Raw genomic sequence first — 15,871 nt, 5'->3', positions numbered from 1 at the left:
GCCCCATATATTCCTAGAAAGGCATATCTCATGAACTCAACCCTGAACAACACCGCCCTGAACCTCGTCAACGTCACCCTGGAGTACCCGGACGGAGACGGCACCCTCAAGGCCCTGGACTCCGTGAGCCTCAAGGTGCACGCAGGCGAATTCGTGTCCCTGATCGGCCCCTCGGGGTCCGGCAAGTCGTCCCTGCTGGCCGTCGCCGCCACCCTGGTCCGGCCCACCGCCGGCCTGGTGGTGGTCGACGGCGAGGACGCCGGCGGATTGCCCGACTCCGGCCGCACCGCACTGCGGCGGGACAAGATCGGCATCATCTTCCAGCAGCCCAACCTCCTGCCCTCCCTCACCGCGGTGGAGCAGCTCGTGATCACCCAGCGCCTGCGCGGCGGGACAGCGCGGGCGGCCGGGGAACGCGCCGCGGCTCTGATGGACCTTGTCGGCCTCGGGCATGCCCTGGCGAAACGGCCGCACCAACTCTCCGGCGGACAGCGCCAGCGCGTCAACATTGCCCGGGCACTCATGGGCAACCCTGCCGTGCTGCTGGTGGACGAGCCGACGGCCGCCCTTGACCACCAGCGCAGCGAAGCGATCATCCGGCTGCTGCGGCAGGTCACCGACGAATTCAGCGTGGCAACGGTCATGGTCACCCACGACACCGATTTCGTGCCGCTCACCGACGCCGTCGCGAGCATGCGCGACGGACGGCTGTCCGCCAGGGTGGCGACGGCGGCCGCTGCGGCGCCGCGGCAGGGCTAGGGGCTAGGGGACCAGGTATCCGAGGTCCGGGACGCCGAGACCGAACATGTCCTTGAGGGCATGCCGGGCGGCGTGGAAGCCGGGCATGCCGGTGACGCCGGGACCGGGCGGGGTCGACGACGAGCACAAGTACAGCCCTGGCAGCGGCGTCCGCCAGGGCACCGGGCTCAGCACCGGCCGCCGCAACATGCCCCAAAGGTCCATGCGGCCTGCGCCGAAGTCCCCACCGACGAAGTTCTCGTCGTACGCCGCCAGCCCTGCGGCCGTGGTCACCTTGAACTGCACCACCACATCCCGGAACCCGGGCGCGAAGCGCTCCAGTTGCGCCATGACCGCATCGCTCATGTCCGCGGTGGAACCGGCCGGAACGTGGCAATAGGTCCACAGGATGTGCCGGCCGGCCGGCGCGCGGCCGGCATCAAAACGCGAGGGCTGGGATACCAGCACGTAGGGCCGGTCCGGATGCCGTCCCGAGGCGACCAGGCGCTCCGCTTCGGCGGTTTCCGCCCTGGTGCCGCCCACGTGCACCGTCCCGGCATCGGCGAGGCTTTCCGCCGCCCACGGCACCGGGCCGGAGAGGATGAAATCGACCTTGCAGGAAGCGTTCCCGAAGCGGAAGGACGCCAGGGCGCTCCTATAGCGCGACGGGAGCCGGCCCTCCGCCAGGTGTAGCAGCGCGGGGGGCGCCACATCCAGCAGCGTGGCCCGGGCCGGCGGCAGCTCCGCGAGCGATGTGATCCGCCTGCCGGTCTCGACCACCCCGCCATGGGCCTCGATGTCAGCGGTCAGCGCCTGGGCAATCGCGGCCGATCCGCCGCGCGGAACCGGCCAGCCGCCGGCATGGCCCAGGGCGCCCAGCATCAGCCCGGCGCCGGCGGCGGTGATCGAGGGCAGCGGCGCCACGGTATGCGCGGCGACGCCGCTCAGCAGTGCGGGAGCCAGGTCCTGGCTGAACCTCACATTCCACAGCGTCGAGCCTTGTTCGAGCGCCCGGAGGCCGAACGCGGCGGCGGCCAGGGGATCTGCCGGAATCCGCAGCAGCTGGTTCAGGGTGAGGTCCGCGACGCCCTCCACCCGCCGCACGAGGGGCTCCATGAGCTGGCGGTAGGCGGCGCCGTCCCGCCCGAGTTCCGCAACGGTGCGGTCCAGGGAACGGTAGGCCAGCGCCGCGCGGCCGCCGTCGAGCGGGGATCCGTACGAGAGCTCGGGCACCTCCAGGGGCACGCGCCTGGACAGCTCGAACCGGCGGAAAAAGGGTGAGGCCAGAACCATGGGGTGCACGGCCGAACAGACGTCGTGGAAGTGGCCCGGTTCCATCAGTTCGGCGGTGCGCAGTCCGCCGCCGGGTGTGGCGGCCGCCTCAAACACGTGGACTTTGAGTCCGGCCCGCGCCATGGTCACCGCCGCGGCCAGCCCGTTGGGGCCGGAACCGACGACGGCGACGTCAGTCATGCGCTGTGGCTTTCCGCCACGGCACTCTTCCGCCACGGCACCAGGGACGCCGCGGGCCGGCGCAGATCAATCCGCAGCCAGTCCGGGGCACCGTCGAAGGGGCCGCCATGCGGATCATCGATGCGGTGGCGGCGGATCACGTCGCAGGACGGATCCCAGATGTCCCAGGCGACACGGGCCATCAGGTATGCGGTGGCGAGCATGTGGGCAACCACGGCCAGGACGTAGTAGGGCATGTCGATGTTGTGCTGGGTCGAGCCGCCGCTGGTTGCCTGCCCCAGGTACATCCAGATGGCGCCCCAGTGCAGCGCTTCGATGGCTTGCCAGATGACGAAGTCACGCCAGCGGGGCCGGGCGAGGGCGATCAGGGGGATCAGCCACAACACGAACTGGGGGGAGTACACCTTGTTGGTCAGGATGAACGCGGCCACGATCAGGAACGCCAGCTGCGCGATCCTCGGCCGGCGGGGTGCCGTCAGTGCAAGGACCGCAATCAGGATGCAGGCCAGGAGAAACAGGTCCAGTGCCAGGGAGTTGATGGCCGCGGCCTCAAGCGGATTCCAGCCCAGCCGGGCGGCCACCAGGTTGTAGGCGAACCAGGGTGAGCTGTAGCCCGCCGGCCGCTCCTGCGTGAACTGGTAGAAGTACTTCCAGCCTTCCGGATTTGCCGCGGCTACCGGGACGTTGACCGCCAGCCAGGCCGCGGTTGCGGCACCGGCCGTGATCAGCAGCGCCCGGATACGCCCGCTCCGGAGCGCCAGCAGCAGGACGGCGCCGAGGATCAACAGCGGGTAGAGCTTGGTGGCCGTGCCCAGACCGATGAAGATCCCGGCGAGGACGAGCTTGTTCCGCGCAAAGAAGTACATGCCAAGAGCCAGCATGCACACGGCCCACATGTCCCAGTTAATGACGCCCGCCAGGACAATGCCGGGGGCGAGGGCAACCATCGCCGAGTCCCAGGACCGCCGGCGGTTCGTCCGTGCCGTGGCCAGCACGGTGATGATCCAGACGGCGGCGATCAGGGTGGCGTTGACGTCGAAGTAGCCAAGGACGCGGGGATCGTCGGCGCCGGCGCCGGGCACCAGAAGTGCGGTGGCACCCGCGATCAACCCCATCAGCACGGGGTACTCGAAGAGGCTTCCCGGGGTAATGAAGGGGAAGGCGCCATCGCCGAGGCCGCGGTTGCGGAACAGCTCCGGAAAGTCCGAGTAGCACGTGGCGTAGAACTGCCCGGGTGTTTCCCAGCCGTTGGTGCGGCAGAAGTTCTTGAGCAAGATCCCGGCCAGGGCGGCGAGGACAGTGAGGATCACCAGAACACGTTCCACCGTGAAGAATCCCGGCGAAACGATCCCGGGCGCCGAGCGGTGGCCCAAGGGACCGCCTACCAGTTCCGTGAAGTTTCGGAGAAAAGGGTCGCTGCGGCTCGGGATGACCAATCGGACCCGTTTGCGCTCCGGCGGCTTTGTCTCCTGCATGACCTTGAGCTTACCGGGGGACATTGACCCATGCCGCGCCGCGGTCTTCGCTGGCACGTCGTATCGGAGGCCGCCACAACGGCGGGCCATGAAGGGACGCTTAAAAAGGGGGAGCCCGTGCGGCGACGCACGGGCTCCCTGGGATCGGTTCCAATGTCAGTCATCAGGTCCTCCTTCGCTGCGGACAGTCCTGCCGGTAAGGGGCGTCGCCCCTGCACGGGATTAGTCCATGCGCCGGTGGCGGAAGTGTCCGGCCGTCAGCAGATCGGGGCGTCAGCGAATCAGGCCGGACTGATGCATGGCGAGGAACGTGTCGTCCCGCCTTTGGTCCAGGAGTTGGCCGTTGAAGCGTGTCGACTCCCTGCGGGCCAGCTTTCGGAACAGGACCGTATAGAGCTTGTTCATCATGGTTCTTACCTCCCCTCGGGGACTCGATCGGCGTGCCCGGGTGGCGGGCAGGGCTGTGCGGTGGGCTGGAGCGGTGGTTGCGGTAGTCACAGGGACCTTTCGTTGGTGGGGGATTGCGCCGCCTGGGCTCAATGGGCGACCTGGAGGCAGCAGGAATGGGCGGATGAAACGGGCGGCCGCATTTTGGGCGCGACAAATAGAGCCCTGGATGCAAGGAATTCGAATAGCCGGTTCCGGGCGTGGCAATTAGCCCGGAAATCCCCGGCCTTATTTAGGCCGGAATTCCGGATAGGAAAAAGTTATTCGATGGAGAATGGCCCCTGGACGCGGTAGCGCCGAAACCCCAACAAGAAGCTGGGTTCCGAACTATGGGGAGGCTGCGCAACCGCGTGGTTCCGCCTGATCAGGCTGCCGTCATTGGGCTTTCCGTTGAGGAAGGCCAACTGCCACGGGCCCCAAGCTGCATTGCCTGGGACGGGAACGCGGTCAGGAAACAGTCAGTCCGACATTTGGGCGCGGCTCAGCGAACGAGGCCGGGTTGGCGGTGGTGGAGTACATCCATCCGCTAGTCAAAGTAATCATCATTTTCCCAACCTCCTTTTCTGTTCTGCCGTGGCTCCGGCTGACTGGCCGGGCGACGCGCGCCGTGACCCCGGCAAGTCGCCTTGGGGTCAGAAATAAAAATACACTACGAATACGGCCGTTGCCTACCGAATTCATAAACTTTCTTTGACTTTGTTTTAAAAACCGGTTTTAGAGTCCCCAGCGCACGATTGCCGGTGTCTTCTTATCCCATCCCAGTGTGCAGACTTTGGCGGTCCCCAATACGAAATGCCGGCCCTCGCGGGGGTCCAACCCGAGCCACCGGGCGGTCAGGATGCGGGAGAAATGCCCGTGCGCGACGATCAGCACATTGTCCAGGCCCGATTCGAGCACCCGGGCCACGATCTTGTCCGCGCGGGCGGCGACGTCGTCGAGCGCTTCACCATTGGGCACGCCGTGCGTCCAGATCAGGTATTCGGGGTTGTCCTTGCGGATGAGGTCCGAGCTGATGCCCTCATAGTCGCCGTAGTCCCATTCCACCGCCAGCGGCTCCAACTGGGCGTCGGGGTAGCCGGCGAGTTCGGCGGTCCGGCGGGCGCGGCGCAGGGGTGAGGTCAGCACGAGGTCGAAGTCGACGGTCTCGAGCACCCTGCGCGCCTCCACGGCCTGCTGCTCGCCTTCCACCGTGAGGGGCATGTCCGTGAGACCGGTGTACTGCCCGCTCTTAGACCACTCTGTTTCACCGTGCCGCAGGATCCACAGTTGGGGGCGGGGGCCGTTGGATGGTGCGATCACTTAGGACTCCTCAGTGGTGGAAAGTTCGGCGCCGGCGGGCGCCGCCTCGGGCTGTGCCGCCCACCAGTCCCGCAGGCGGGATTCGGCGACGGCGGGATCGAGCGGGCCGTGCTCCATGCGTTCTTCCAACAGGAATTTGTAGGCGCGGCCCACCACGGGACCGGGCTTGAGGCCAAGCAGCGCCATAATCTGGCCGCCGTCCAGGTCCGGGCGGACGGCGTCGAGGGACTCCTGCTCCCGCAGCGCCGCAATCCTGTCCTCGAGGTCGTCGTAGGCGAAGGACAGCCGGTCCGCCTTGCGCTGGTTCCGGGTGGTGACGTCGGAGCGGGTGAGCCGGTGCAGGCGCTCCAGGAGGGGACCGGCGTCGGTGATGTAGCGGCGGACCGCGGAATCGCTCCAGCCGGCCTCACCGTAGCCGTAGAAGCGCATGTGCAGCTCCACCAGCCTGGCCACGGCCTTGATGGTGTCGTTGTCGAAGCGCAGCGCCTTCATGCGCTTGGCGGTCAGCTTGGCGCCCACCATGTCGTGGTGGCGGAAGCTCACTGCGCCGCCCGGTTCAAAGCGGCGCGTGGCCGGCTTGCCGACGTCGTGCATGAGGGCAGCGAACCGCAACACAAAGTCCGGGCCGGGAACCGGGCCGTCCGCCTTCGACTCCAGCGCTGCTGCCTGTTCCAGGACCTGCAGCGAGTGCTGGTAGACGTCCTTGTGGCGGTGGTGTTCATCGGCTTCCAGGCGCAGGGCCGAGACTTCCGGCAGGACCAGGTCCGCGAGCCCGGTATCGACCAGCAGGTCCACGCCGGCCCGCGGCTGCGCGGCGCAGATGAGCTTGATCAGTTCATCGCGCACGCGTTCGGCCGAGATGATGCTGATCCGTTCCGCCATCCGGACCATGGCCTCGCGGACGTCGGCGTGCAGCGACACCCCCAGTTGGGCCGCGAACCTCGCGGCGCGCATCATGCGCAGGGGGTCGTCGGAGAAGGACGTTTCCGGCGGCCCGGGCGTGTTGAGGATCGAGGCGTGCAGGTCGCGGACGCCGCCGAAAGGATCGACGAGCTCCAGCATGGGCAGCCGCAGGGCCATGGCGTTGATCGTGAAGTCCCGCCGCAGCAGGTCATCCGTCAGGGATGTTCCGAAGGCCACTATCGGCTTGCGGGACTCCGGATCGTAGGCGTCGGCCCGGTAGGTGGTGATTTCGATCTGGAAGTCGCCCTTGCGCATCCCGATGGTGCCGAAGGCGCGCCCGATCTCCCAGTAGTTGTCCGCCCATTTCTTGATCAGGGCAACCGTCTGGTCCGGAGTGGCGTCAGTGGTGAAGTCCAGGTCGGGCGAGACCCGGCCAAGAAAAAGGTCACGGACGGGCCCGCCCACGAGGGACAGCTCGTGGCCGGCGTCGACGAAGCGCTGCCCGAGCTCCAGAACCACCGGATCCACCTGGAAAGAAACGGTGTGGGAGTCAGTCTTGTGATGTGCGTGCGCCATAGTTACTTAAGCTTGTCAGAAAACCGCGCCAGCACCACACCGGAACCCACAAGGATCCGGCGGGTTCGTCACGATTGCGCACGAACCGCTCAGGGCCGACTTTCCCGGCCGTCTACTTTCCGGCCATGTTTAGGTCATCAACAGCGGGCAAGAGTCGTTAGAGTGGACCTCATGGCCCATCCCGTACCGAGCGCTCCCGGCAGGAGGACAAACGCACCTTTGCCGTCGGCAATAGGTGCCAACGTCGCGCCTGTCCAGCACACGGGCCAGGCCTCCCTGCCCACTGTGGAGGAAATCTCCGCCGGCGGCGTCGTGGTGGACATGTCCGATGCCGACCTGCGGGTAGCGATCATCGCGCGCCTGAACCGCGGCGGACGTCTCGAGTGGTGCCTGCCGAAGGGCCACCCGGAAGGCAAGGAAAGCAACGAGGAAGCCGCGGTCCGCGAGATCGCCGAGGAAACCGGGATCGAAGGCAAGATCCTGGCACCGCTGGGAAGCATCGACTACTGGTTCACCGTGAGCGGGCACCGCGTCCACAAGACCGTGCACCACTACCTGTTGCGGGCCACCGGCGGGGAACTCACCATCGAAAACGATCCGGACAAGGAAGCCGTGGACGTCGCGTGGGTTCCGATCCAGGAGCTGGCGCGCAAGCTGTCCTTCCCCAACGAACGCCGCATCGCGGATCTGGCCAAAGAAGTCCTGCCGGAAGACCGCTGAAGACCGCCGGTGCGGCCGGTCACGTCCACGGATAGCGACTAATGCCCCGCGCGGGTGAGACGATGAAGACGATGTCATCAGCCAAACCCGCCCCCGTACCCTCCGGCCCCGCCGATTCCAAAGCTGCCCAATCCGGAGAAGCCCGTTCCAGCGCCGTCATGGCCGCCGGAACCCTCGTTTCGCGTTTCCTGGGCTTCGCCAAGACCTGGATGCTGGCCGCCGCCCTGGGCCTGGGCTCGACGGTTAACGACACTTTCATCAACGCCAACAACCTTCCCAACCTGATCTTCCTGCTGGTGGCCGGCGGGGTGTTCAATGCTGTTCTGGTGCCGCAGATCATCAAAGCCAGCAAGGCGCCGGACAAGGGAGCGGACTACATCAGCCGGCTGCTGACGCTGGCGGTGCTGGTGCTGCTCGTTCTCACGCTGCTGGTCACGCTGCTGGCGCCGTCAGTCATTCAGCTGACCACCCAGGGCTACTCGCCGCAGCAGAAGGCCCTCGCGGTGTCGTTCGCGTTCTGGTGCCTTCCGCAGATCTTCTTCTACGGCCTGTACGCCCTGCTGACCCAGGTCCTCAACGCCCATGGGGCCTTTGGACCCGCGATGTGGGCGCCAATCATCAACAACGTCGTGGCGATCGCCGGGCTGGGCATGTTCATCGGCATCATGGGGGCCAACGCCACCAACCCGCACACGATCGACAACTGGGGCCCGTTCCAGACCATCCTCGTCGCCGGGTTCTCCACAATAGGCGTCGCCACCCAGACCGCCGTGCTGCTCATCCCCGTGTTCAGGCTCCGGCTCGGGCTGCGGCCGCGCTTCGGCTGGCGCGGGGTCGGTCTGGGCCATGCCGCGAAGCTGAGCGTCTGGACCCTGGCGACGGCCGCCGTCGGGCAGTTCGCCTTCCTTTACGTCATGCGCATCGCGACGATCCCGGGCGCGGAACGGCTCCGCCTTCAGCAGGCGGGGGACACCGCCGCGGCCGGCAACATTCCGGGCAACGCGGTGCTGGAGGTGGCCAGCCAGCTGTACCTGCTGCCGCACTCCATCATTGCCCTGTCCCTGGCCACCGTGCTGTTCAACCGGATGACCCGGGCGTCCCAGGACGGAGACCGGGCCGCCCTGCGAAACGCGCTCTCCCACGGGCTGCGGACCATGGCCGTGGCAACCGTTTTCGGCGCGCTGGCGCTCTTTGCGCTGGCCGGACCGCTGGGCATGTTCTTCTCGGGCGGGCAGCGCCAGGACGGCGTCATGCTGGCCCAAACCCTCACGATCCTGGCCCTCAGCACCCCGTTCATGAGCGCCAACTTCATGATGTCGCGGGTGTTCTACGCCAATGAGGACGCCCGGACGCCGTTCTTCATCCAGTTGGTCCTGGCGCTGGTCAACCTGGCGGCCGCGTTCGCGATCCAGTTCCTGCCGTTCGATCAGATCATTTTCGCCATCGCGATCCTCTACACGGCCGGCAATATCCTCTCCGTGATAGTCAGCGCGACCTTCCTGCGCCGGCTCCTGGGCCACCTCGACGGGCCCCGCATCGCCAGCTCCTACATCCGCATGGGGTATGCGGCCCTGGGTTCCGCCCTCGCCGGAGCTGTGGCGTTGTGGCTGCTGGGCAGCTACAACCCGGACGGCTACGCCTGGAGCGACCGGATCGCCGCCCTGGTGACAATCGTCGTCGTCGGTCCCGTCATGCTGGCCGCCTATTTCCTGCTGCTGAAGCTCTTCCGGGTCACCGAGCTGCAGGACCTCCTGGCGCCGCTCCTTGGGCGGCTCCGGCGCAGGGCCGCCGCAGGGCCCGGCACGGGGCCGCAGGCAGGCGGCGCGGCGGAGGTCCGGAGGGCACCGGAGCGGGCCACCGTCTCGGTGGATACGGGCCTGATTCCGCGAATTTCCGGCGAGTTCGACGCCGAGTCGTTCCGTGCCGGTCCCGACATCCGGGAAGAGGACTCGTTCCCTTACGGCCGTCCCGCGGGCCCGGAGGGCGGTTACCTGCCGGCAGAAGACCTCCCCAGCACCGCGCAGGGCGGCTTGGGCAAGGGCGATGTTCCCTTGCCGGGCCGCCGCACCTACCAGGGCCCGGCCGGCCACAACCCCTACTTCCCGTTTGGCGGGAAAAAGAAAAAATGATCCCGGCTCCGTTTCGAACTGCCGTGCTCACGCGGCCTGGACAGAGCATCGGCTAGGATCGAAGACTAACAAGGGAAGTTGCGGACCAGCGGTCAACCGGCTTACCGGAGGGCACACGGTCGCTCTCGGAGTGACCACGTCGGCAGGTCCCGGACAGTCTAGGAGGAGCCCGTGTCCCACCCGATCGATGTCGGATCAGTACTCGGTGGCCGCTACAAGGTCACTGCCACCGTACTGACCTCACATGACCAGGATCTGGTGCTGGACGGTGTGGACCAGGTGCTCAACCGCCCCGTGAGCATCCTCGTCGCAGGCCCGGGCAACGCCGATCAGGTGGCCCAGAGCGCCCGTGAAGTGGCCACGGGCGAACGCCCCGGCAACGTGCAGATCCTCGATCTTGGCGTCAGCGATGCCACCACGTACCTGATCACCAACCACACCTCGGCGGCGGATCTGCTGGATCTTGTAGTCTCTTCCAACCCGCCGTACGTCGAACCCTTCTTCACGGACACGCTGGGCAGCGAGATCTTTGGGCAGGCCCGCTCCCACGAACCCGAAACCTACGACGGGCTTTACGACGACGAGGAAGTCGACGCCGGGTACATCAACTATGGCCAGGCCCAGGGCGCAAACGCACAGCCGCCGGTTTCCCCGGCGGCGCCCCCCGCGGGATTACCGTCGCGGCCCGCGGCCGCTCCTGCTGCCTCGGCAGGCGTCGCGGCAGCAGCCGGGGCGGCCGCCAGGGCACCCAAAGCCCCCACAACCGCACCGCAGGAGACGGCCGCGCATTCAACGGCGCCGCAGCCCGTCCAGAACGGCGGCGCGCCCCGCCAGGCCGAACCGGCAGCGCAGCAGCCGGCAACCGCCTCGGCACCAAAAGTTTCCTTGTGGTCCGACGACGACTACACCGGTGACGATCAGCACGGCGGAGAGCACCACGGCGGCGCAGCCACGGCTGCCGGAGTGGCTGCTGCCGGCTTCGACTCCGCGGATCGGGCTCCGGGCAACTTCCCCGCCTCCGCCCGTGCCGCCGTCGACCAGGATGAAGACGAGTACGAGTACGAAGACGAGGACGAGCCCAACCGGGAGCCGCGTTCCATGCGCTGGCTGGTGGGCGGGCTCCTGGCTGCCGTGCTGGTGGTGGGCCTGATCTTCGCGGTCACCAACCTTGGCAGCCTCTTCAAGAGCAGCCCGCAGACCAACGCCGCAACCTCCGCCTCCTCCAGCGCACCGGAACCGTCCACCGCGCAGCCGTCGTCGACCGCCACCGAGGCGCCGGCGGCCGGACCGCCCGTCATCGAAGACGTGACGCGACTCGGCAACTTCGATTTCGCCGGAAATTACGACTCCGACCTCGTCAAGACCTTTGACGGGAACGGCGCGAGCTTCTGGTCAGACATGGAATTCGCGACGGACGACTGGGGCGGACTCGCCTCCGAAGTTCCGCTCGTGGTCAAGCTGAAGGACCCTTCCAAGGTCTCCTCAGTCACTCTGAGCCAGTTGGGGGCCTCCGGGGGCAACATCAGCGTCTTCACCAATGACAAGCCGACCCTGGACGGTGCAAAGCAGATTGGCAGCAACAGCTTTACGTCACCGGACCTGACCATGCCGCTGTCTGAACCCGTCACGGCGCAGTACGTGATCGTGTCCATCAAGAAGCTTCCGAAGCTGGCCGCACCCAAGACCCGCTATGGGTACGGCCTGCGCCTGGCCGAAATCAAAGTCCAGTAGCGGCCCTGCGCGGCCGCCGTTGCGCTGTAAGGCTGCGGCGTAGGGCTCTGCAGCTGCGCTGTAAGGCCGCGGCTGCGCTCTCAGGCTGCGGTCGTGCGGCGGCGGTCGTGCCCGCCGGCGGGCCGGTAATCCTGGGTCGTCTCCGGCCCCGGCCCCGGCAAACCGGTACCCTGAGTAGTGGTGTTGCTCCGTGACGCCCATTTCGGCCGGAATATTCAATGCCCGGCAATAGTTGTGCCATGTGGCCGGCCATCGAGGCGGGCGCATCGACAAAGGAAGAGGTTCACCGTTCAGTGAGCAACGCAGAAAACACTGCCTCCGAAGTACGTGATGTCATCATCGTCGGCTCCGGCCCGGCGGGCTACACCGCAGCGGTGTACACGGCGCGCGCGAACCTGAAGCCGCTGCTCCTGGCAGGCTCGGTTACGGCCGGCGGCGAACTGATGAATACTACGGACGTGGAGAACTACCCAGGGTTCCCCGACGGCATCATGGGCCCGGACCTGATGGAGAACTTCGAGAAGCAGGCCGCCCGTTTCGGCACGGAGATCCAGTTTGAGGACGTCACCGATTTGGACCTCGACGGCGACGTCAAGACGGTCACCATCGGCACGGGGGAGACCTTCAAGGCCCGTTCTATCATTCTTTCCACCGGCTCGGCCTACCGCGAGCTCGGCTTGCAGAACGAGAAGAGGCTTTCGGGCCACGGTGTGAGCTGGTGTGCAACCTGCGACGGTTTCTTCTTCAAGGATCAGGACATTGCCGTTATCGGCGGCGGCGACTCCGCCATGGAAGAGGCCCTGTTCCTCACCAAGTTCGCCAAGTCCGTCACGGTGGTCCACCGCCGCGATGCCCTCCGCGCTTCAAAGATCATGGCTGACCGCGCCTTGGCCCACGAGAAGATCAACTTTGTGTGGAACACCGGTGTGGAAGACGTGTTGGGACAGGACAAAGTCACCGCATTGCGGTTGAAGAACCTGGTGGACGGCACGGAATCCGAACTGGCCGTAACCGGAGTGTTCGTGGCAATCGGAAACGATCCCCGCACCGATCTGGTCAAGGGCAAACTCGAGCTGACCGCAGAGGGAACCATCGCCGTGGACGGCCGCACCTCGAAGACCAGCGTCCAGGGCGTCTTCGCTGCCGGCGACGTCATTGATCCGACCTACCGCCAGGCCATCACCGCCTCCGGTTCCGGATGTGTGGCGGCCCTCGACGTCGAGCACTACCTCGCAGATTTCCACGCCTAATCGGCGCGCAGCAACCAACGGAAGAGAGACAAAGGTTATGAGCAACGCAAAAGACGTAACGGACGCCAGCTTCAGCACTGATGTACTGGCCTCCGAGAAGCCCGTCATTGTCGATTTCTGGGCCGAATGGTGCGGCCCCTGCCGCAAGCTGGGTCCGATTCTTGACGAGATTTCCGTCGAGTACAGCGAGAAGGTTGACGTGGTCAAGGTGAACGTTGACGACAACCCGGCCATCGCTGCCGAGTACGGCATCACCTCCATCCCTGCCGTCTACCTGTTCCAGGGCGGCGAGGTCAAGGGCACCGTGATCGGCGCCCGGCCCAAGCAGTTCTTCGAAAAGGAATTTGCGGACGTCCTGTCCTAGGCCGACCGAGAGTGGCCCCCGCTTCTGGCGGGGGCCACTTTTTTGTTGTGCTCCAAGGCCATCGGTCGGGGAGTAGGACTAGGCGGACACACCATAGATCTGCCATAACCGTTGTTACAACCTTGGGTGGCTGTCTATCGGCATTGTTTTTTGTCTGCTGGCTGACAATTCTCTTGGCTGCTGCCGGCTTGTGGAATGGGCCATCATTCGGCCGGCGAACTGCTATTCGTGCTGACACGCACGGAAGGTGTTTGGCCGTTGCGCAGGGGACACCACCGCCTTGTTTCACGTGAAACATGGTGATCGCGACGATCCACCTAGCAGTTGCTGCGCCGTGTGCGCCCGCGCATAGAAGAGAACGGTTTCCGGTAAGGACATCCCACTCGATTTCCGTTGCCTTCGTGGTCACGGCCGGGCGTCGTGTCGCCAATATTCCAGAGTGGGTGACCGTCACACAATGATGTTTTACGTGAAACATCCAATTCTCGCAGGGACGGTGAGGGGCTTTCGGGATGAGCCCGGCCGCCAAGTACACTCCATACACTCTTTACCCGTCGCGGGGGAGTCGAGGGTGGAGGTCGCATTCACACCAGGAGCTTGGTCTTCTGACGGGAAGGCATCCGCCGATACTGCCGTTAGGGCTGCGCAATAACCCCCGCTGCTGCGCCGAGATCGGGACGGACCAACGCCCGCCTGTCAGCGCAACACCCCGTGACTACTCCTGGTCGTCCGCCACGGGTTCGGGGAGGGGTCTGGGGGCTATCCGGTTCCGCGGCGAAATAGTCGACTAGGCGACTGATGACCACGACTGCGCTTGGCTGTCACAACGACACCTATTCGTCCACGTTTACCGCGAAAGGCGATCAGGGTTCACTCGTCATTACCGGCCGTAGCCAGCGGCCGGCCGGTTCAGACACTGTTTCACGTGAAACAGGTGTGTACGTCGCAGGCTGCCGAATTTTCCCGCCAACCTCCGGGCTCCCGACGTCACGTGAAACTGGAAGGCTCATCACGAGAGCGCCGAATACTTCCACCCACCGGCGCCGCACCAATGTTTCACGTGAAACGCCCTTGGTCCGAACCATAAATCGCAAATGAGGACGAAATGATAGTTGGCTCTTAGATAAACCAATGGGGCCGTCGGCTCAGCTTACCCATTTCCACGTGAATTGGGGCCGGTGTGACGGACGCAAAGATGCGCTCGATGGTCTCCGCCTCCCTGCTGGAAGGGCCAGGCACAACGTTGGCCGAGCGACCCCAAGGACGGTGGCCCGTGCCCGTGGACGCCAACATTCCTCGCCCAACGCTCGATGCGGCACCGCCGGCTGCGACCACAGTTCCGCACAACAGACGGGATTTCGCGCAGACCACCGGATCCCACCCCGTCCCGGCATCTCCAGAACGCTCGGTTTCACGTGAAACATGTCAGCAGACCAGTAAAAGTCTCCAGCGAGGCAGACCCAGATTCACGTCCGTAGCCCGGGGCAGAGTGCTCATGTGCGCTCTGCCCCACGCCTACGACCAAGGGCCTATGTTGTCTGATTTTAGAGCGAACCGACGAACAATTTCGGATCGCTGCGGCAGTCAGTCAGCGAATGAACACGCCCCGCCGCCGTTACCGCCGGCGCAGTTCCCGCACTCTGCGTGGCGTAGGACGCACGGACCGGACCTGCTTTCCATGGGGCAACCGACCAAACACAGGGCCCGGCCCTGAAGCGATTCCACCGGTTAGGCCCCCACTATATTCAATTCATGGCGCGTCTCAACAGTTGCTCCTCTGCGTCTCTGCGCCTCCGGTCCGCGTCCAATTCGCCTTGCCCGAGGCTCCGCTCGTCTTCCCCAGGGTTCCTGTCCATGGACCCTCCGGCGGCTGCCAGGGTCAAACGCGCAGTGCCTGTTCACAGTTCGTGGGCTGATCGGTTCATCAAACACCATCCCCGTTCGGCGCGCGGCATGATCATCTCCCAGCTGAACAATGCCCACGCTCTCCGCCCCGGGCCGCTTCGGTCTCAGGCACCACTCAAACTACATTAAGCTTGCCCAAACTCCTGTGCTGGCTGCAGCCGGGCGCCCCTATTCCGCTCTAGAGGGGAGCGGATTGAGCCGGCTCCTGTATCCCCGAGGTGGGCCAATTCGATATTCGCGGAACAAGAAGATCGCGCGCCTGTTCTCATGAAGGCTTGTTCTCATCAAGGTTGGGACCCCTGCCCTGCCAGTCGCGGCGCAGCAGGTTCGACTCCATGGCGGCCAGACCAAGGACACCCAGGTCCAGCCACGAACCTGCCCCCGCCCCTGCAGGCGCCGCAACCGCCGCTGCCCTTTATGGATGTGCTTCGAGACCTCGGCATCTGTCCGCAAATCGCCACACTCATGGTGACACCGTGCATGCCTTCCGACTGTCAATACACGAGCCTTCACGACCGGCATCCTGGGCGCTAGGCGAAGGTCAGCGGCGGCCGATACAAGCGCATTCCCGGCCCGTCCAGCGGCCACAGAATCCGGAGCTCACTCGATATCCACGAGTTTCTCCACAGAAGTTATTCACACTGTTATCCACAGGTGCTGAGAGATTATTCACATGCCCTTTCCTAGTGGGCCGCCGAGGGCGGTCGCCCCTCCGAACTGGCTGTCTGACCAGCCACCCACCGTCCCAGAGACATGTCCTGGACCCCGATTAAGAACTCCGGCTCGCAATCACGGCGGAGAGCGTATATCGCCGAAAAATTAACCATAGAACGTCGATTTAGTACATCTTTGCGAATGCTT

Annotated in this window: 11 protein-coding genes; 6 read left to right on the top strand and 5 right to left on the bottom strand. The window is 65.4% G+C overall.

All coding sequences use genetic code 11. From position 1 onward, the window contains the following. The first annotated feature begins 30 nt into the window (after positions 1-30). A complete protein-coding gene (locus AC1D0A_RS16070) occupies positions 31-759 on the top strand; it encodes an ABC transporter ATP-binding protein (protein WP_243178141.1) in 729 nt (242 codons plus the stop codon). A gap of 3 nt (positions 760-762) precedes the next feature. Here the strand turns inward: AC1D0A_RS16070 and AC1D0A_RS16065 are convergent, their stop codons facing one another. The 5 genes from AC1D0A_RS16065 to AC1D0A_RS16045 form a co-directional block, all read right to left on the bottom strand. Further along, complete coding sequence (locus AC1D0A_RS16065; RefSeq protein ID WP_476946282.1) at positions 763-2,211, bottom strand: phytoene desaturase family protein; 1,449 nt, start codon at positions 2,209-2,211, stop codon at positions 763-765. Further along, positions 2,208-3,686, bottom strand: a complete 1,479-nt coding sequence (locus AC1D0A_RS16060; RefSeq protein WP_476946281.1) for a glycosyltransferase family 87 protein — start codon at positions 3,684-3,686, stop codon at positions 2,208-2,210. Before AC1D0A_RS16060 ends, AC1D0A_RS16065 begins: the two co-directional genes overlap by 4 nt. Positions 3,687-3,959: 273 nt before the next feature. Further along, positions 3,960-4,094, bottom strand: coding sequence for a hypothetical protein (locus AC1D0A_RS16055; RefSeq protein ID WP_476946280.1), 135 nt, complete (start codon positions 4,092-4,094; stop codon positions 3,960-3,962). Positions 4,095-4,847: 753 nt separating this feature from the next. Then, positions 4,848-5,432, bottom strand: a complete 585-nt coding sequence (locus AC1D0A_RS16050) for a histidine phosphatase family protein (protein WP_028277661.1) — start codon at positions 5,430-5,432, stop codon at positions 4,848-4,850. Beyond that, positions 5,433-6,911: a CCA tRNA nucleotidyltransferase gene (locus tag AC1D0A_RS16045; RefSeq protein ID WP_476942788.1), complete on the bottom strand. Its 1,479-nt coding sequence runs from the start codon at positions 6,909-6,911 to the stop codon at positions 5,433-5,435. Positions 6,912-7,082: 171 nt separating this feature from the next. Here AC1D0A_RS16045 and AC1D0A_RS16040 point away from each other — a divergent pair, with 171 nt between their 5' ends. The 5 genes from AC1D0A_RS16040 (at position 7,083) to trxA (ending at position 13,105) form a co-directional block, all read left to right on the top strand. Beyond that, on the top strand, positions 7,083-7,631 hold the full coding sequence (locus AC1D0A_RS16040) for an NUDIX hydrolase (protein WP_243178145.1): 549 nt from the start codon (positions 7,083-7,085) through the stop codon (positions 7,629-7,631). A 62-nt stretch (positions 7,632-7,693) separates the two neighbouring features. Further along, positions 7,694-9,760 carry a murein biosynthesis integral membrane protein MurJ gene (gene murJ, locus AC1D0A_RS16035; RefSeq protein WP_243178146.1) on the top strand — a complete coding sequence of 689 codons (2,067 nt, stop codon included), beginning with the start codon at positions 7,694-7,696 and terminating at the stop codon, positions 9,758-9,760. 171 nt (positions 9,761-9,931) lie between these two features. Further along, positions 9,932-11,491: an ABC transporter substrate-binding protein gene (locus tag AC1D0A_RS16030; RefSeq protein ID WP_476946279.1), complete on the top strand. Its 1,560-nt coding sequence runs from the start codon at positions 9,932-9,934 to the stop codon at positions 11,489-11,491. Positions 11,492-11,784: 293 nt separating this feature from the next. Next, the gene (gene trxB / locus AC1D0A_RS16025) at positions 11,785-12,741 is read left to right on the top strand and encodes a thioredoxin-disulfide reductase (RefSeq protein ID WP_243178148.1); all 957 of its coding nucleotides are present in this window, start codon (positions 11,785-11,787) and stop codon (positions 12,739-12,741) included. A gap of 37 nt (positions 12,742-12,778) precedes the next feature. Further along, positions 12,779-13,105, top strand: coding sequence for a thioredoxin (gene trxA / locus AC1D0A_RS16020; protein WP_028277979.1), 327 nt, complete (start codon positions 12,779-12,781; stop codon positions 13,103-13,105). Positions 13,106-15,871 lie beyond the last annotated feature (2,766 nt).

This window comes from Arthrobacter sp. P1_D4, assembly GCF_056406115.1.
Note: the sequence above shows the minus strand (reverse complement) of the source record. Positions and strands in the feature narration are given on the sequence as shown.